General features: G+C 31.0%; 14 protein-coding genes. 8 read left to right on the forward strand and 6 right to left on the reverse strand.

Translation table 11 applies throughout. The features are described 5' to 3' along the window. Window positions 1-275 precede the first annotated feature (275 nt). Window positions 276-710, reverse strand: a complete 435-nt coding sequence (locus BJ095_RS09635) for a recombinase family protein (RefSeq protein WP_107935035.1) — start codon at window positions 708-710, stop codon at window positions 276-278. 92 nt (window positions 711-802) lie between these two features. Here BJ095_RS09635 and BJ095_RS09640 point away from each other — a divergent pair, with 92 nt between their 5' ends. The 5 genes from BJ095_RS09640 to BJ095_RS09660 all read left to right on the forward strand — a co-directional run bounded on the left by BJ095_RS09640 (window position 803) and on the right by BJ095_RS09660 (window position 8,279). Then, window positions 803-2,236: a SulP family inorganic anion transporter gene (locus tag BJ095_RS09640; protein ID WP_285842490.1), complete on the forward strand. Its 1,434-nt coding sequence runs from the start codon at window positions 803-805 to the stop codon at window positions 2,234-2,236. A 10-nt stretch (window positions 2,237-2,246) separates the two neighbouring features. Beyond that, window positions 2,247-2,666, forward strand: a complete 420-nt coding sequence (locus BJ095_RS09645) for a universal stress protein (RefSeq protein ID WP_107935037.1) — start codon at window positions 2,247-2,249, stop codon at window positions 2,664-2,666. A gap of 164 nt (window positions 2,667-2,830) precedes the next feature. Then, the gene (gene rnjA / locus BJ095_RS09650) at window positions 2,831-4,501 is read left to right on the forward strand and encodes a ribonuclease J1 (RefSeq protein ID WP_107935038.1); all 1,671 of its coding nucleotides are present in this window, start codon (window positions 2,831-2,833) and stop codon (window positions 4,499-4,501) included. A gap of 190 nt (window positions 4,502-4,691) precedes the next feature. After that, a complete protein-coding gene (locus tag BJ095_RS09655; RefSeq protein WP_107935122.1) occupies window positions 4,692-5,666 on the forward strand; it encodes a D-alanyl-D-alanine carboxypeptidase family protein in 975 nt (324 codons plus the stop codon). Between the two features lie 678 nt (window positions 5,667-6,344). After that, the gene (locus tag BJ095_RS09660; RefSeq protein ID WP_107935039.1) at window positions 6,345-8,279 is read left to right on the forward strand and encodes an LTA synthase family protein; all 1,935 of its coding nucleotides are present in this window, start codon (window positions 6,345-6,347) and stop codon (window positions 8,277-8,279) included. A 209-nt stretch (window positions 8,280-8,488) separates the two neighbouring features. Here BJ095_RS09660 and BJ095_RS09665 read toward each other — a convergent pair whose 3' ends face one another. Further along, the gene (locus tag BJ095_RS09665; RefSeq protein WP_107935040.1) at window positions 8,489-9,037 is read right to left on the reverse strand and encodes a recombinase family protein; all 549 of its coding nucleotides are present in this window, start codon (window positions 9,035-9,037) and stop codon (window positions 8,489-8,491) included. 91 nt (window positions 9,038-9,128) lie between these two features. Between BJ095_RS09665 and BJ095_RS09670 the strand changes: the two genes are divergently transcribed. From BJ095_RS09670 to BJ095_RS09680, 3 genes are all read left to right on the forward strand, one after another. Continuing rightward, window positions 9,129-10,562 carry a SulP family inorganic anion transporter gene (locus BJ095_RS09670; protein ID WP_285842486.1) on the forward strand — a complete coding sequence of 478 codons (1,434 nt, stop codon included), beginning with the start codon at window positions 9,129-9,131 and terminating at the stop codon, window positions 10,560-10,562. 12 nt (window positions 10,563-10,574) lie between these two features. Further along, complete coding sequence (locus tag BJ095_RS09675; protein WP_107935042.1) at window positions 10,575-10,994, forward strand: universal stress protein; 420 nt, start codon at window positions 10,575-10,577, stop codon at window positions 10,992-10,994. A gap of 83 nt (window positions 10,995-11,077) precedes the next feature. After that, window positions 11,078-12,016 (forward strand): hypothetical protein, encoded by a 939-nt coding sequence (locus BJ095_RS09680; RefSeq protein ID WP_107935043.1) that lies wholly within the window; start codon window positions 11,078-11,080, stop codon window positions 12,014-12,016. A gap of 100 nt (window positions 12,017-12,116) precedes the next feature. Here BJ095_RS09680 and BJ095_RS09685 read toward each other — a convergent pair whose 3' ends face one another. The 4 genes from BJ095_RS09685 to BJ095_RS09700 are packed head-to-tail and all read right to left on the reverse strand — an operon-like array spanning window position 12,117 to window position 19,247. Beyond that, window positions 12,117-12,833: a hypothetical protein gene (locus tag BJ095_RS09685; protein WP_107935044.1), complete on the reverse strand. Its 717-nt coding sequence runs from the start codon at window positions 12,831-12,833 to the stop codon at window positions 12,117-12,119. A gap of 2 nt (window positions 12,834-12,835) precedes the next feature. Continuing rightward, a complete protein-coding gene (locus BJ095_RS09690) occupies window positions 12,836-14,542 on the reverse strand; it encodes a site-specific integrase (RefSeq protein WP_107935045.1) in 1,707 nt (568 codons plus the stop codon). Between the two features lie 27 nt (window positions 14,543-14,569). Beyond that, complete coding sequence (locus BJ095_RS09695; RefSeq protein ID WP_107935046.1) at window positions 14,570-17,917, reverse strand: hypothetical protein; 3,348 nt, start codon at window positions 17,915-17,917, stop codon at window positions 14,570-14,572. After that, window positions 17,898-19,247: a site-specific integrase gene (locus tag BJ095_RS09700; protein ID WP_107935047.1), complete on the reverse strand. Its 1,350-nt coding sequence runs from the start codon at window positions 19,245-19,247 to the stop codon at window positions 17,898-17,900. The genes BJ095_RS09695 and BJ095_RS09700 overlap by 20 nt, the downstream gene beginning before the upstream one ends. Window positions 19,248-19,306 lie beyond the last annotated feature (59 nt).

A 19,306-nucleotide genomic window follows, 5' to 3' on the forward strand; every position in this document is an offset into this window, starting at 1 on the left:
AATTATATCTTAATTAACCTAATTAAAAAAGCTACCTACTAGCATGTAGTCTATTAAAATTACCGTTATAAATGTTAAAGCATTACAGAAACAATTGGACACCATTATGGAAAAACATCTAGGATAAAGGATTATAGCTTACCTTTTACTAGATATAGCTATGATGGTTATAGTATTAATTTATTTTATAACCTTTGATAATTCATAATTCATAATTCTTTTTTTAATCAATTTAATAATCCAGTGCATTTACTGTTCCATGGAAATAGCTTCTCTTAATTCTCATCTTTTTTTTTAGGTCTTCCTATGGTTTTTCCATTCTCTATTGCACGTCTCATTCCAATTAATGTAGAATGTCGCGCTACATCCTGTTGAAACTCAATTATCCGATGAAGTAATTCTTGTAACGAACATGATAATAGGTCACAACTATTCACCTTTTCTTTTATAAAATAAATAATGACTCCTTTTTTTTCACACATATTTAAAACTTCCATTAGATGCCGAATAGAATCAGCAAGCACAAAGAACCTTTGTACAAAGATTTTATCTCCTTGTTGTAAATACATGAATAATTCCTCAAGTTGCAAGCGTTTTCTCGAAAATCCGTGAGATTCTTCAAAGATTTTATCAAAAATTATAGAATCAGTTATTAATTGATTTTCACATTGTTTGTCGTTATAAATTGGGCGTTTGTAACCATAAATCATTCTTATCTCTCCTCAAATGTCTCAAAAGGGTTACTTTTTGGGAATAAAAGTGTTATGATAATCTAAGAATTTTAAAAGAAAAGGAGATTATCATGCAAAGTTTAAAACAACAATGGTTCGGTAATGTGCGTGGGGATATTCTATCTGGAATCGTAGTAGCATTAGCGTTAATTCCTGAAGCAATTGCCTTTTCCATTATTGCAGGTGTTGACCCAATGGTTGGGTTATATGCTTCATTTTGTGTAGCAGTTATTATTGCCTTTGTAGGTGGTCGTCCAGGTATGATCTCAGCTGCTACCGGTGCTATGGCATTATTAATGGTGCCACTAGTAAGAGATCATGGAGTGGAGTATTTATTAGCTGCAACAATTCTAACAGGGATTATTCAAATTTTATTTGGTATCTTTAAAGTCGCTAAGATTATGAAGTTTATTCCAAATGCAGTTATGATTGGCTTCGTAAATGCACTAGCTATTCTTATATTCATGGCACAAGTACCACATTTCATCGGTATATCTAATATGACATATGTTTTTGTAGCGATTACGTTAGTTATTGTCTATACCTTACCACGTTTTGTAAAAGCAATTCCAGCTCCACTTGTGGCACTTGTCATTTTAACAGCTGTCGCAATGTTTAGTGGCTTTGAATTGCGAACTATTGGGGACTTAGGAAATATTACACAATCATTACCTTCATTCTTAATTCCAAATGTTCCATTTAATTTTGAGACATTACAAATTATCCTCCCATATTCATTGGCATTAGCGATTGTCGGATTACTAGAGTCACTATTAACAGCACAAATTGTTGATGATATGACAGGGACAGCAAGTAATAAAAACAAAGAGGCTCGTGGTCAAGGAATTGCGAATGTTGTTACAGGTTTCTTTGGCGGAATGGCTGCATGTGCGATGATTGGCCAATCAGTAATTAATATAAAATCTGGTGGTCGTGGACGTTTATCTTCACTTGTAGCTGGTTCATTCCTAATGTTTTTAATAATCGTATTAGGAGACCTAGTTGTAAAAATTCCAATGTCTGTGCTAGTAGGGATTATGATTATGGTAAGTATAGGTACGTTTGACTGGAGTTCATTTAAATATTTGGCGAAAGCACCACGTACAGATGCAATAGTTATGCTAGCTACTGTCATCATTGTCGTGTATACGCATGACCTATCAATAGGAGTTCTTGCAGGGGTGCTTTTAAGTGCAATTTTCTTCGTTGTAAAAATATCTACTTTAAAAGTGGAAAGGAAAAATTCACATTATATCGTGAAAGGTCAATTATTCTTCGCATCTACTGATGGATTCATCGACTACTTTAAATCAACAGATATTAATGAGAAAGAAATTACAATTGACTTCTCAAATAGTCGTATTTGGGATGATTCAGGAGTGGCAGCATTATCTAAAGTAAAAGATATGTTGAGAGATGAAGGAATCGAAGCTAAAGTAATAGGATTAGATACATCTAGTCAAAAGGTTGTTCAACAACTAGATGGTATATCATCATCACATTAAGGAGGAAAATATGTATAAAAACATTTTACTAGCAGCAGACGGTTCTAATAATGCCCTACGTGCTGCCAATGAAGCAATTAAAATAGCAAGTCTATCCAATGAATCTGTTATTGATATAGTTTATGTAGCAGACTATGAAAAGACTAAGGAAGATGTTTTACATGCTTCTTCTGCAGATGAACTTATGATTGAACGTCGAAAAAAAATACAAAATGTAGAGAAAGCGTTAAAGGACAATAATGTTTCCTATAAGGTAACAATTTTACATGGTTTACCAGGACCAGAGATTATCAAGTACGCTAACGAAAGAAAAATGGATATAGTCGTCATTGGTAGCCGTGGTTTAAACAGTCTACAGGAAATGGTGATAGGAAGTGTCAGTCACAAAGTAATGAAGCGCGTTTATTGTCCAGTATTGATTGTGAAGTAATATGTGATTAAAATCTTTATATAATTAAACCGAAATCTTATATTTCGGTTTTTTAATTATATAAATAGTAATAATAAAACAAAAGAAATATGTAAAACTTTTTCCATATTAGCAACAAATATGATTACAAATAATAGAGGTGAACTACCATAAAAAAGAATCTTATAAAAAATGATCAAGTAGCTGTGTTTGCACTCGGTGGACTAGGTGAAATAGGGAAAAATACGTACGGTGTTCAATTTCAAGATGAAATTATTCTTATTGATGCCGGTATAAAGTTTCCACAAGATGATCTATTAGGAATTGATTTAGTCATACCTGATTATACCTATTTAACACGAAATATAGAAAAAATCAAAGGACTATTTATTACGCATGGGCATGAGGATCATATTGGGGGTATTCCCTATTTATTGCGTCAAGTGAATGTGCCAGTATACGGTGGAAAACTAGCATTAGGACTTCTTCAAAATAAATTAAAAGAACATGGACTATTACGTAGCACAAAAATGATTGAAATATGTGAAGAAGATATAATCAAATTCAATAAAACATCTGTAAGCTTTTTTAGAACAACACACAGCATTCCCGACGCATTTGGTATTGTTGTAAAAACACCACCGGGAAACATTGTTCATACGGGAGACTTTAAGTTTGATTTTACCCCCGTTGGGCAACCAGCTAACATTACAAAGATGGCGGAAATAGGAAGTTCGGGTGTGCTTTGCCTATTGTCTGACAGTACTAATTCTGAAAAACCAAATTTTAGTATGTCTGAGCGAATAGTAAGTCAAAGTATTGATGAGATTTTTCGTAACTTAGAGGGACGGATTATTTTTGCAACGTTTGCATCAAACATCTACAGAGTACAACAAGCAACTGATGCCGCTGTTAAATATGGCCGTAAGATAGCAGTTTTTGGACGTTCAATGGAAAACGCTATTAGAATTGGTCAAGAGCTGGGTTATATAAATGCACCAAAAGAAAGCTTTATTGATGCTCATAGTATAAAACATTATCCTGCAAATAAAGTGATGATTTTGTGTACCGGATCTCAAGGTGAGCCTTTAGCTGCTCTCTCTCGAATTGCAAACGGTACACATAGACAAATTCGCATTCAACCAGCCGATACAGTTATATTCTCTTCATCACCCATACCGGGAAATACAAAAAGTGTGAACAGGATCATCGACTTATTACACCGTGCAGGTGCAGAAGTAATTCATGGTCAGATTAATAACATCCATACTTCTGGTCATGGTTCACAGGAAGAGCAAAAGTTGATGTTACGTTTAATGAGGCCCAAATTCTTTATGCCAATACACGGTGAATATCGTATGTTGAAAATGCATTCACAATTAGCAGTTGAATGTGATGTACAAGAAGAAAACACTTATATTATGGAGAATGGGGATGTACTTGCCCTTAGTTCTAATCAAGCAAATGTAGTTGGAAAAATACCTTCAGGTGATATATATATTGATGGCAATGGCATCGGTGACATTGGCAATATCGTATTACGTGACCGTCGTGTTCTTTCTGAAGATGGTATCATGATTGTTGCGGTAAGTATCGATACAGAACGAAAAATCATTGTATCTGGTCCTGATTTTATCTCACGTGGTTTTATTTATATGCGAGAATCAGGAGAACTACTCACTGAAGCACAAAAGATGTTAAAAAATCATTTAACGGAATCCATTAAAAATGAACCAACTAATTGGTCTAGCTTGAAAAACGTTATATCAAAACTATTAGGACCTTATTTATTTGAAAAAACAAAGCGCCGTCCAATGATTTTACCCGTTGTTATGGATGTTAATAAAGAAGAGTAAACTGAGTACGCTGATGAACATGCAAAATAGCTAGAATACAAGTAACAACATAACTTTCCTTTTCTTTCAGATATAAAGAAAATACTTGTAGAAAATCTAAACAGTCACATACTAAGAGCGCCTCACTTTTAAAAAATTTACAGAGGACATTAACTATAAAAGGAGTGACTTTTTGAAATCTATAGTTAAATTGTTGTTTCTTCTAATTTGTTCATCGGCTGTTTATTTATCAGTAGCTAAATCTGCAGATGCCTCATATGCAGTTATTGATGCTGAAACAGGTCGACTTCTATCAGGAAGTAATGCACATGCTCAAATGCCAATTGCTAGTTTAACGAAAATGTGGACTGCTTTAGTAGCAATTGAGAATAGTAACTTAGACGATGAAGTAAAAATATCAAGACAAGCAGCATTAAGTGAAGGATCTTCCATTTATTTAGAACCAGGAGAGAAAATAAAGGTTGAAACTTTATTGTATGGATTAATGTTGCGTTCAGGAAATGACTCAGCGTATGCATTAGCCGAACATACAGGAGGTTCATTTGAAGGTTTTATCGATTTAATGAATGAAAAAGCCGTTCTTTACGGATTAAAAAACACTTACTTTATGAATCCTTCTGGATTACATCACGATCTACATTTATCTTCCGCATATGATACAGCGATGATGTTAAAAATTGCATTAGAGAATGATTCATTTCGTAAAATTACTTCAACCGTTAATTATAAAAGTTCAGAAAAGAATGGTGTAACATGGCAAAACAAACATCGATTGGTTCAGGAACAAAATGGCGCAGTTGCAGGTAAGACTGGTTTTACCAAAGCCGCTGGACGAACACTTGCTACTTATTTTGAACGGGAAGATAAAAAGGTCATTGTGGTCACATTAAGAGAATCTAATGATTGGCAAGTGCATAAACAACTTGCAAATCATGTCTTCTCTCAATATGATATCGTCACAGTAGCGAAAAAAGGGGTTTATAAAGTGACAGAAGACATATCTGTTTCGTTAAATAAGCCAATTGAGCTACTATTGAATAAGCAAGAAGAAGCTGGACTAAGAAATGTGATACATCTTTCAAATAATAAAGAAAATAAGTATGGAATATGGCACGTGCTTTTAAATAATGAAAGCATTTATTCAACACAAGTACCATTGAAATAAGCTGTTGATAAGGCTGTGAAGAATACCTATAAAGATAACTTTGTGAGTCGAGGAAAATAAATACTTTTAACTCTGGCAATTTAACACAGTAAACATATTAACGATAGGCCCATCCAGTCTTTTAGGTGGGCCTATTTTCAATCCGAACAGAAAAAAATATGGCATATTTAGAGCGTACCGAAAAGGTGCGCTTATTTTATATTTTTAAGACTTACTCTTGATTAATCATCTTTGATAGTTATTGCTATTGAGGAAAAGATAAATCACATGGAGGACTATCTTGTTTTAAAGAGGTTGATTGAAATGGCATGGTATAACCTATTAACTTCTCATACTATCCTATCTGCTCCTATTTTTCTTTATAATACCATACATTTAATAGTTAATAAGAGGCTCAAAAAGGTTCTTTTTTGGGACTAATCATGTTACACTCTTTCTATTGAGTTTTTTAGACTCAAGCTTTTATGAGGATGAAAAGTAAATCTACGTAAGATGGATGTAATTTTGGTAATGCACTGAAAAAATGAAATGAAATTTACAAGTAAACTAATAGATCGATAAGTTAGTTTTTTTAGAGTTTACCAAAGCTGATAATTATGTATGATTGAAGAAATTTTTAGTAAGGAAAAATAGCAAAACTTTACTAGTATGATAGCTATAGTTGCAATGGAGGTATATATGAATACAATAATTCAAAAAAGTCAGAGTATGTTCAGTAAATATATTGTCTTTTTCATTACGGCCGTTATTTTTCTATGGATGAAGACATATATAGTTCAATTAAAGCAATTTAATTTAGGAGTAGAAAACTCAATCCAAGAGTTTCTATTATTTCTAAATCCTTTAGGCTCCTCTATCCTGATTTTAGGAGTGGCATGCATATTTAAAAAAAGAAAAAAATACATTTGGTTAATTGTTATTGATTTTCTCCTATCCTTTCTTTTATACGCTAATGTTCTATATTATCGATTTTTTAACGATTTCCTTACATTACCAACTATATTTCAAACACAAAACTTTGGAGATGTAAGCAGTAGTATATCATCACTTTTTAGACCATATGACTTTTTATTCTTTATTGATATAGTTGTGTTAATTCTCTTACTTACTGTTAAATTTGTTAAAATCGAAGCAATTAACATGAAGCGTCGAAACGTAGTGGCAATAATAGTTGTTGGTTTAGGTATTTCAATTTTAAATTTGACCTTAGCAGAAGTAGATCGTCCTCAATTATTAACAAGAGGTTTCGATCGTAATTATATTGTGAAGTATCTGGGGATGTACAATTATACGATTTATGATGCCGTTCAAACTACTAAAGCATCTACGCAAAGAGTTTTGGCAGATAGTGATGATATTACAGAAGTGATTAACTTTACGCAGGCTAATTATGCTGAATCTAATCCGGAATATTTTGGAGTCGGTAAAGGAATGAACGTGATTCTAGTGCATCTTGAATCTATACAAGAATTTTTAATTGACTATAAGTTGCATGATGAAGAAGTTACTCCATTTTTAAATTCATTAACAAGAGAAGAACATACGATTTATTTTGATAATTTTTTCCATCAAACAGCACAAGGGAAAACTGCTGATGCTGAATTTATCCTGTCTAATTCATTATATGGTCTGCCACAAGGTTCAGCCTTTACAATAAAAGGCTTAAACAAATACCATGCTGCTCCGGCTATTTTAGGACCGCTGGGTTATACTTCGGCAGTATTTCATCCAAACAAAGGAAGTTTTTGGAATAGAGATGAAATATATAAATCTTTTGGATATGATAATTTCTTTGATTCAAGCTACTATAATATGATTCCTGAACAATTAGCTGATTACGGACTAATGGATAAGCCATTCTATGAGCAATCAATTCAAAAATTGGAGTCCTTGCCCCAACCATTTTATTCGAAGTTCATCACTGTATCACATCATTATCCATATAAGATGAATCAAGAAGAGGCAACCATTGGACCGCATACAACTGGTAGTAAATCAGTGAATAATTATTTCCAGACAGCTCGATATGCTGATGAAGCTTTGGAGCAATTTTTTACTTACTTGAAGGAATCTGGTTTATATGATAAATCCATTATCATTATGTATGGTGACCATTACGGTATATCTCAAAATCATGATGCAGCTATGGAACAGGTGCTTGGCAAAGAAGTAACACCGTTTGTTAGCAAGGCTGAGTTACAGCGAGTACCATTGTTTATTCGGGTGCCAGGTATAGAAGCTGGAGTGAGCCATCAATATGGTGGACAAATCGATATTCTACCGACAATTCTTCATTTATTAGGAGTTGAAACAAAGGACTACGTACATTTTGGAACAGACTTATTATCCAAAAGTCATGATGAACTTGTTCCATTCCGAAATGGTGACTTTGTAAGTCCAACCATTACATTTGTTGATGGGAAATTTTATGACTCGAAAACAGGCTTATTATTAGCAGAAGAACAATTAGAAAAAGCAAAGGCATATCAGGAAATGGTGCATCGTAAATTAGAACTCTCGGACCGAGTCATCAATGGAGATCTACTGCGTTTTTATACTCCTGAAAGCTTCATGCCTGTTGAGCGTTCTCAATTTGACTATAAAGTGAAATAAGAACCTAATACGTAGAATAATGATAGATAAAAAAGCCTTCAATTGAAGGCTTTTTTATCTTATACAGTATTGTTGGATAGTATCCATTTTAAAATAATTTAATTATAGATTAACAGGATTATAATTATAGTAAGTGAAAGCGAATAATAAAAACCACACTTTCCACATGAACTTACAAAAATTCCATTGGGTAGTGTGGTTTTTACTTGTTATTTATTGTCAGCAGATTCTAGGTAACGATACAAAGTGGATTTACTTATTCCTGTTTCATTTTTTATATCATGCAGTTTAAATCCTGCATGATACATTGAAATTGCTTTTTGGATGCTATCATCTGATTTTTTAGGTCTACCAAATGATTTACCATTTCTTTTTGCTTGATCCATACCTATTGTTGTTGATTGTTTCACTATATCTGTCTGGAATTGCAGTATATGAACCATTAAATCATTTAAGCGAATGTTCAATAACTCATTACTTTTAATATCTTCATTTATAAAACGAATGGTTACATCATCTTTTTCACACACTTTTAATAGTTCAGAGAGATGTCTTGACGAATCAGCTAAAACAATCATTCTTTCGACGAAAATCATATCTCCTGGTTCGATTTTCATGAGTAATGCTTCTAATTGTGTTCTTTTCTTAGGAGAACCATGTTCCTCATAGTAAATTTCATCACACTTTTTATTTAAAGTTGTATGTTGTTTTTCTATTTTTTTATCATCGTACAATGGTCTTATATATCCGTAGATCATTTTAATCGCTCCTAACAAAGTATCCGGAAGGGTTCCTTTTTGGGAATATGGGTGTTATACTAATTAAAGAATTTTAGAAAAGGAGTTTATCATGCAAAATTTAAAACAACAATGGTTCGGTAATATTCGTGGAGATATCCTCTCAGGGATTGTAGTTGCCCTTGCTTTAATTCCAGAGGCAATCGCCTTCTCCATTATTGCTGGCGTTGACCCAATGGTCGGTTTATATGCATCCTTTATAATCGCTGTTGTAATTGCGTTCGCTGGTGGAAGACCAGGGATGATTTCAGCTGCTACAGGTGCAATGGCTTTATTAATGGTTCCGTTAATTCGAGATTACGGATTAGACTACTTATTAGCTGCAACAATTTTAACGGGTGTTATCCAAATATTATTTGGAGTATTTAAAGTTGCTAAGGTTATGAAGTTTGTCCCTAATGCTGTAATGATTGGGTTTGTCAATGCATTAGCAATTTTAATTTTCATGGCCCAAATAGAACATTTTATTGGTATTTCAACCATGACATATGTGTTTGTAGCAATTACATTAATTCTATTATACACATTACCACGCTTCATTAAAATAATTCCAGCCCCATTAATTGCAATTGTTGTATTAACAGGGGTAGCAATTTATAGTGGATTTGATTTAAGAACTGTAGGAGATTTGGGTTCAATTACTCAATCATTGCCGTCATTCTTTATCCCAGATGTTCCTTTTAGCTTTGAAACGTTACAAATTATTTTCCCATATTCACTTTCACTTGCGATTGTTGGTTTATTAGAATCATTACTTACTGCACAGATTGTAGATGATATGACTGGAACAGAAAGTAAAAAAAACCAAGAAGCTCGTGGACAAGGTATAGCTAACTTTATTACAGGTTTCTTTGGTGGAATGGCAGGATGTGCGATGATCGGTCAATCTGTGATTAATGTGAAATCTGGTGGCCGTGGCAGATTATCAACTCTAATTGCAGGTATATTTTTAATGTTCTTGATTTTAGTACTTGGTGATTTAGTTGTTCAAATTCCGATGCCCGTTTTAGTAGGTATTATGATTATGGTAAGTATCGGTACTTTCGATTGGAGTTCGTTTAAATATTTAGTAAAGGCTCCACGTACTGACGCAATTGTTATGTTAGCTACTGTAATCATAGTAGTCTTTACTCATGACTTATCAAAAGGTGTTCTTGCAGGGGTACTTTTAAGTGCAATTTTCTTCGTTGTAAAAATTTCAACAGTGAAAATTACCAAGGATGGAAATCGTTTTATCGTTAATGGGCAACTTTTCTTCGCTTCTACAGACGGATTTGTCGATTACTTTAAGAAAGCAGAAATTCAAGAAAAAAACATACAAATTGATTTCTCTAATAGTCGAATTTGGGACGATTCTGGAGTAGGTGCTTTACTTAAAGTAATGGACTCATTAAAAGAAAAAGGTATTAACGTTGAAATCGTAGACATAGATGCTTCAAGTAAAAAAATAATGGACAAATTGGATGGTATTTTAACATCCCATTAAAGGAGGATTTTTATGTATAAACATATTTTACTGGCTTCTGACGGATCAGAGAACGCAGTTCGTGCAGCAAAAGAGGCCGTTAAAATTGCTTCATGTACGCAAGATTCAGTTATAGATGTAATATATGTCGTAGATTTTGATAAATCAAAATCAGACGTATTACATTCTGGTTCAAGCGAGGCAATAGATATTGAACGCCGTAAAAAAAATTCAAAAGTTATACAGTTCCTTAATGATGCAAATGTTAACTATAAGACGACTATACTACATGGTAAACCAGGACCGGAAATTGTAAAATATGCCAATGATAAAAAGGTAGACCTTGTTATAATCGGTAGTCGAGGACTTAATGCATTACAAGAAATGGTACTAGGTAGTGTGAGTCATAAAGTAATGAAACGCGTTAATTGTCCAGCATTGATTGTGAAATAATAAATAGTTTGTAAAACAAAAAACCGAAATTTAATAAATTTCGGTTTTTCTTTATTATAAAATATTTTTATAGGAGGTTTGCAATGATTGTAATTGATAAGCTCGACGGAATTGATGAATCCATAATAGAACAAATGAAAGAAGGGTTAGAAAAGTTAATTATTGAAAGCTTTGCAAAGGTTTTAAATCTATCCAGGTTGGACTATTTATATTTTCCTAATGATTTTGACAAAGCTGTAATAGATTTTCAAGTAGAACAAAATATGGCAGAAAGAGGTTCCACTAACAATGAAATGGGAACAGCTTTTGGAAAGACAATGGAAGTTGATGTTAATGGACAATTAAAAGATAGAGTGTTCCTTCGAAAAGAAATTTTATTACACCTGTTTTTTGGAGAAGACAATACCAAGTCAATTTCACTTAATACCATACATCATGAACTATGCCATGTACAAGAACATTATGACTTAGCAAATATGGTAGAATTCCAAGAGGAATTAGACGTTGAATCTCCAACTTTAGATAGTGTTTTAAATGCTCATGCGATGAATATATTTAGCGAATATATTGTTCCGAAAATGGCTGTTTCTACTAAGGGAATAGATAACATTATAAAACCGGAATTCATAGAAGATATATTAAACTATACACAAGAAGAAATAGATCGTGTAATTGAAAGTCATGAGAATGAAGAGTTAATCATATATAAACTTTTTGGTGAAGTGCAACTCAAAACAAGTCATTTATTAAAAGTTCTTTCTACCACTTTAGGAGAACTAGATGGGATTGAAATAGAAACTGCATTAATTATAGAAAAACAGTTAGATAGTCTAATAAGTAATTATAATTTAAACCATTGCTGGCTCTCTTTAAAGTCAGCACTAAGAGGTTTAAATGAAACATATCCAAATTGGAAAAAAGTCGAAGAAATAGAACCTTTAAAAGATTGTATTTTGGAAACATGGAATGTCTATGGTATTTATCCTGAGAAAAGAGGAATAAAAATCCACAAAAATAGCTGAATTAAAAATTGGTTGATTTTTGAGGAATAAAACAGCTTGTAATTTAAACATCAAGCTGTTTTATCCTTTTTTATCAATTCACTTGTTTTGTTCCTAAATATTACGTTCTATATCTACTTTTAATCTTATTTGATATCTTATTCCCTTCAGTTATCTCCACAATTTTACTATTCTGTTTTTTTTCATTTTGCAAACTCTGTTCACTGTACCAATTAATAAATTCAGTGGGTCTTTCGAACATTCCATTTAATGCTTCTTTAACTAATTCTGATTCTTCTTCTCCTATTTCTAAAAAATTTATGATTGGCACATTCTCAAAACTACTAAATCGAAATATTTTAAAAAGAGTGTCCTCTAAAATTTCTACACGTTTATTTAACGTATGATTATTTTGTTTAAGCTTCATCATTTGTTCTTCTAGTTTTTTATTTGCTATCTTAAACTTGTTTTCTCGTTGAATGCTATTAAAAAGTTCTTTTTCAATAGGTATTAGTTCATTCAGTAGAGTATTTATATCTCCATTATTTTTATAAATGACATCACTTACACTTGGTATAAGTATTTTACTATCTTCTGAAGTATCAAGCTTATGTCTAAAGATTTCATTTGCCTCGTCAATCTTTATTTTCCCTAAGCGACCTTTTTTTCTCCAAAAGTCATCACTCATTGAACTTTTAACTCTTCCTTCTTCATATAATTCCTTGTTAAAACGAAATACTTCTAGATATTCTATTCTACCCATTTGATTCTTCTCTGTTTTATACAGACCAATAATTTCTTCTACTTCTTTTTCAGAGAGAGTAAGCTTTCTAGCCATTTTTAAAATTCACCACCAATATTTAACATTTCAATACTTGCAAGCTCATATATCTCTTCTTTTAATTGTTCAGCTTTTGTTTTCATCAAATTAAACGTGCTTGGATTTCTCCTTGTAATTTCATCAGATAAGATTTGCTTGTGAATATTTATCAAAAATGTCTGTAACTCATTAATATTGCTTCTTTTTTTTCTTAATTTTTCTTTTATTAAATGTTCTTTTTCTAGAATTTCTTTTGGAGTTATACGCCAATGACTACATCCATAAATACATTCATTTGTTTCACAAGTTTGATCCTTATCAATACAAAAACCTATGTCTAAATCATGTTCTTTCTTTTTTCCATTAGGTATACCAAGATAAGCCACTAATTTTATTGTATCAGGGATATAATTTACATTATCGGATTTTGAAATTCCCACAGAATACTTAAACTTTTTCATTAAATTGAAAACCTCTGAATCTACCCAATACTCAGTATGAAATGAATAGTGATATTGTGCCGTGATTGTTTTATGACCACCTAAACGAGCTATTTCAATAGGGGATATACCCTGCATCATTAGAGAACTAAATGCTATATGTCTAGTTAAATTAGGTGTGAGTCTATTTTCATATGGAACATATTGATTATACTTTTCTTCAATTATATTCTTATAGAATCTTCTTAATAACTGTGATAATATTCCATTATGAAAGTATGTAGTATCTGCTTTTAAGCTACTACGATTACCTCTTTTATCTGCAAAAATTAATGCTCTATAAGAGATTAAAGTTTCAGAATGGCCATATGGATCCGTTAAATCAATATAATCCTTTATTAAAAAATATATCTCTTTTGTTACCTCAACTATATCAATTATTTGTATCCTGTTTGGGTTAAAATCTTCTTTACTCCTAGGTAATCTAATTTTATATTTATTATCCTCATATATTAGGCAATCCCTAGTTATTAAGCAAAATTCAGATGCCCTTAATGGTATTATTGTTGTCAACTTCCACCAAATGATAATGGGGTAATAAAAAATTTTTTCATCTAATGAAGCTTGCATAAGCCTTAAATAACCATAATATTCTTCAATGTAATGTGAAAAAATTAATATTTCTTTTGCAGGTGGAAGGATTCTAGCTCTTGTCTTTTCTCTAATTTTACTATACATTTCATTTAATTTAGGAGAATAGCTATCGCTTACTGGTATATCTGTATAAATAAAAAAATTTATTAAGCTTCTAATAAAGCTCTTCTTTGTTTCTTCCATTACTTTATCCCCAGTAGTCGTTTTAAAGTTTTTTATACTCCTAATTAAAAAATCTACTTTATTTTCTTGAAATCCATTACTTAATTCTAATGCTCTTAATAAATCAGAATATCCCTTTTTAGCAGTAATTGGATAGACTTTAGTTAATAGTTCAATAATCCAACATTTTGTAATTAACTTAATATCCTTAGGAATATCTGGAAACTCTTTATATTTTTCTATCAATGAAAAGTCTAAATAGATTTTAACTCCTTTTTGAAGATGGCTCTCCAACTCCCAAAAATCCTCTTCTATTGAAAATAAATAGAATCCAGTGTTTTTTTTAAGAATATCTAATTGTTCCATTGCCCTTGATACTGCTAAGTCTAACGAAAACAACTCCTCAGGCAAGGAGGGTATTTCTTCATCCAGGTGAAATTTGGTGTAATCTTCCAAATTTAAATTTCCCAATTTAAATCACAACCTAAACTATATATTTTATAAGTAACCTTCAATCCCTGGTATTTCATCTAATTGAAGTAATAAATCAAAGAATCCCTTCATTTCACCATCAAAAAACTTAAATACTTCTATTTTTCCAAATTTATCTATTGCTTCATCTAATAGATCTAACTGAAAAGAAAGTATATTTGAAATTCTTTTTTTCTCTGCTGATAAAGCGGAATTTTCAAAATCCTCTTTGAAATTAATTATTAATTCTTCAATACTGCTTGTTAAGGAAGAAAGAGCATAAAAATTTGGTATAGAAAATGGGCAATTCTTACATGACAATCCTCTTTTCTTACAACCATCCTCTGAATATAAGCATTGATAATGTTCTTCTTTACTTGGAAGTAAATTATTTTGAATACTAAATAAAAAGTTTGTTGCTTCTTCGAATCCCATAGATAGAATTCTATTAGCAACTAATTTTTTATCAGCAGTAATAGAGTTAACATACCCAGAAGTTGCTTCAATTTTTAGTACGTCACCCAGTTTATTACTTAGTACCTCAATTTCCGATGTTCTTTGTTCTCTATTAGTTAACTCTCCAAATATGACTTCTGCAATTAGATTAGGTATGAATCCAAATTCTTTTCTTTGAAATAACTGACGTGATAGATGATCAATTTCCACTTGAGGTATATCAATATAAATATTTGTAGTTTCAAAATCTTCATGTGACCTTAGTCTCTGAGCTATTTCAAGTGCAGCACTACTTTTTCCTTTTTTCACTAATAACACATATAAATAAGACAATAGAGATCTATTCATTTTTCTACTTCTAAAAACAAATTCAGTATCATAAAATTCAGCAAAAAATTCTCTATGTTTTATTTCGTTAAATACCTGGTTCTTATTTGAAAAGTTTATAATGTGATTAATTTTCTTTTCCTTAGAATTTGATAATAGCCCCATTTCAATTTTTCTTGTTCTTATTTCACATAAAATTGCAGCAGTAGCAAAAGAAACTCTTAAGTCATCTGAGCAAAAGAAATGTGAAGTAGCTTGAGTTTTGGATACTTTTATATCTTTACGAATTATTTGATTAACTACTAAATTAGCTTGCGAATCCGATAGATTATTATCTATAAACCACTTCTCATCAAAATTCAAATCGTGTAATTCCTCTAAATTTATACGTGGTATATTATGAATAACATCTGAATGTCTCCATGCATTGTTCATATGTACTAATACATATAACCAAGAAGATGAATAATTAGAGTATTCTCTATCATTTACATTGCTAACATCTGAGATAGCTTTCATTTTATGTAATTCGACATTATTAACATAATTAAATAGTTCTTGATATTCAGCAAAATCATATATTCCTTTTTCAATTTGTTCGCTTGAATAATTATAAGGGTTAGTAATCCAATCAAATCTAAATACAGGTTTATTGTTCATTTTCAGAACAGCATAATATTCTTTCAAGAATGTATGTAAGTACCTTTGTTGACTAACAGTAACTTTATTTATATTAAACAATTTCAAATTAATCGAGTTTGCCGTTAATTCATAAAGCTCCTTTTCTTGAGTAATACTAACCAAATGAGAAGTACATTTAACAAACTCTGACACCATTCTAGTCGTTGTTTTAATACTGCCAGTAGTTAATTGTAATTTATCTACGCAAAAGTTGTACCATTGCTGTTTGGTATACAAGATATTTTCCGAAAAATTTATTTCTAGAATTACTTGGTATCTTTTAAAGGCCTCGACTGGGTCTGAATAATCAATTTGTGAGATTTGTTTTCTTAATATATATTCTTTATAAATTTGATTAACAGGTTCTTTTAAATAAAAGTTTTCAACTGATAATGCATCATCGAATGCTGTTCTAATTAGTGTGTTTCCTTTTAAAATAAATTCTCGCATTTGATGTTTATAATAAAAAGTCCCAAACATTTTCCTTATCTCTCTATTAGAATAATACTTCTCTCTGTATTCTAATTGCCGTACTTTTAAATCATGTATTTTGTCTTTATCAAAATAAGCAACCATTTTATTTGTAATAACCGGCTTAAGATTTTCTTCATCTAACAACTTGTAATAGGTACTCACCGTTAAATTTAGTAATTTTATAACTTGTTGCTTTGAATAATAGTTATCAATATTTAAATATTTTTTAATTATATTCTCTATTTTTCTTTTACGATAAAATTGATGATTCCTAGATTGACTAAATGTAATATTTTCAATACCATATTCTTTTGCTAATCTTACAACTATTGAATATGATAAATTGTGTGTCTCTGTAAGGTCATTAAGAGATACATGATCTTCTAGAAAACGGTAAACATCGCTTTTATTTATTAAATCTGTATAGCCATGTACAGGTTTATTTAAATTTACTACTCTAAATAATGTATTATATTCATATATTTTCGACCTAAATTTACTTATATTCCCAGGTCTATAACCTATAATTTTTTCAGCTGCGTCATGAAAAGGCATATTCACTTCAAATAATTTTGTTATATATGTAAAGTATTCTCTAAAAGACTTTAAAGAAATATACATATATCCATCTGTACCATTAATATATTCAATATTTCCTTTAAGTGCCCATGCTCTTATTACATTTTGATTTTTATTGTGAAAATCTAAGCTTTCAGCTTTACCTAAAGTAATGTAATCTCCATTAGCTAATAAGGATTTTTTAGATATTAAATTTGCTACCCAATCAGTTGGAAAGTATGTTAAAGAAGACCGTCCAATATTAACAGCCTTTACATTTTCTCGTTTTGCAATAGCAAATATAACTCTATTTGGTATTCCTTTAATTTCTTTTATCTTCTTTATAGAAATATGTTCCCTTAAGAATTTCTCGATAATATCATAAGAGTTAATAGGCATATAAATTTGTATATCAGTTAAGTAAATATCATCTTCTAAATTAAAATACTCTTTAAATTTAGAATAGTGAAATAAAGAAAGATTTAAGTCCTTTAGAGCCTCAATTCTTTTCTTGTATTTTCCATTAATAATATTTAAAAATTTTCTTTCGACATATAATTTTTCTCTCCAATTTTCCGTTTTCACAATACCTTCTTTAGATAGTTTTATTATCCCTTCTCTAAATGGTTTAATTGAAGCATCGCGAGACATTCCAATTTCGCCCACAAAATCTCTAATAAATATGTACTTTTCATTTAATAATTTTTCTTTTTCTATAAATTTGTTTAATGAATTAATATTTATTAAGCCTTGATCATTAATTTCAATTAGACCTTCCTTAACGAGGTTTAGTATCTTACTTTGAGAATAAGGAATTTCTGAAAGATTGCCCGCTTGAAAGGGGGTTAAATATCTATATCTATTTCCATTTTTTTTCACGTTTTAAAACACCATCCTTCCAATGCGTTTTAATTAAATCTCTATCAACAACTCCAAACATTTCTTTAGGAGTATTTTTCAGTTCATTTAGAGCATCTATTAGAGCCTTTGAAGTTACTTTTTCGTCAACATATTTAATAACTGTATCTGTACTCGTATCACCACGTGCAATTGCAACCTGTGTTATAGACAATCCCATATCCAATAAAAAGTTTGTAAAATTACCTCGACCAATATGAGATGACCAGTAATTGTTACTAAGTAATTGCCAATCATCAAATCTTCCAGGAGTCGATTTTAGTTCTTTAAGAAATACCTTTTTAATCTTATTAAATTTTTTGTCCCAACTTGAACCAGATATCGCATTACCATCATTATTAATAAATAAGGCTTGTGTTTGTGCTTTTTCTTGGTATTTATACCACTGTTTCATATGAAAATCGTATAAATCCCATAATAAATCATTATCTAAAATAGTCTGTTGAGCCATATTTACTTTAAGATAATTTAATCTTTTAGGGTTTTCTTTAGTAGTATCTTTTAGGTGACCAAATAAAATGTTCCTATTATCTCTTATTTCAACATAAAGAGATTCCCTGTATTTTGCTTTTAAATTATCTTTTATCAAATTTACTGCTTCTCCACGTCGTATTCCCCCATAGAATTGTAGAGCTATTCCAAATGCTATTTCCGGCGCAATCTCTTTTGCTTTTAATATAAACTCATTAACCAATGAATATCTATTGTCCCCAAAATCCTTTAATTTTGACATTAAATTATGGCTTTTCATTTTATTACTAGGAAATCTCGTTGAAAACGCAGAGTGACGAAAGGGGGATTGTATAACTAGATTCTTATTATTATCAAGAAAAGTCCTCATTTCAAACTCGGGCGAGATAATCTCTTTTTCAAATAAATATTGATAAAAAACTTTCAAGTAGTTTTCACTGTACTGTACTGTATTTCTTGTCTTGCCCGACTTTGTTAAAAAAGTAATATATTTGCTTCCATGTATGTACTTTAACTCCTTCAATCCACCTTCTTTAAGTGTTATAAAATTTAGATCTTCATTTGAAACCCTTTCTAATATATAGTTTAAAAATCTACATATTACTCTAGCAGGTGCTATTTGAGAGTTGACTGACTTTCCTGAATACTCATATTTGACTCTTATAAAATCAGTTATTGGGTGCGGGAACACTATATCATTTATCAAATCTTTAATACCTATATTCACAGTTCTAATAGTTGTTACATTATTATTAAACACTTCTTTGGTTTCTGTTTCTTTCACTACATATTTATACCTACCACAAGTAAATTTCTCCAAGGATCTCCCTCATTTAAAAGAATATTCCGAACAATACCATTTTACCCACATTTCTTCTA

It is taken from the genome of Ureibacillus chungkukjangi (assembly GCF_003217295.1).
Classification (GTDB): Bacteria; Bacillota; Bacilli; order Bacillales_A; family Planococcaceae; genus Ureibacillus; species Ureibacillus chungkukjangi.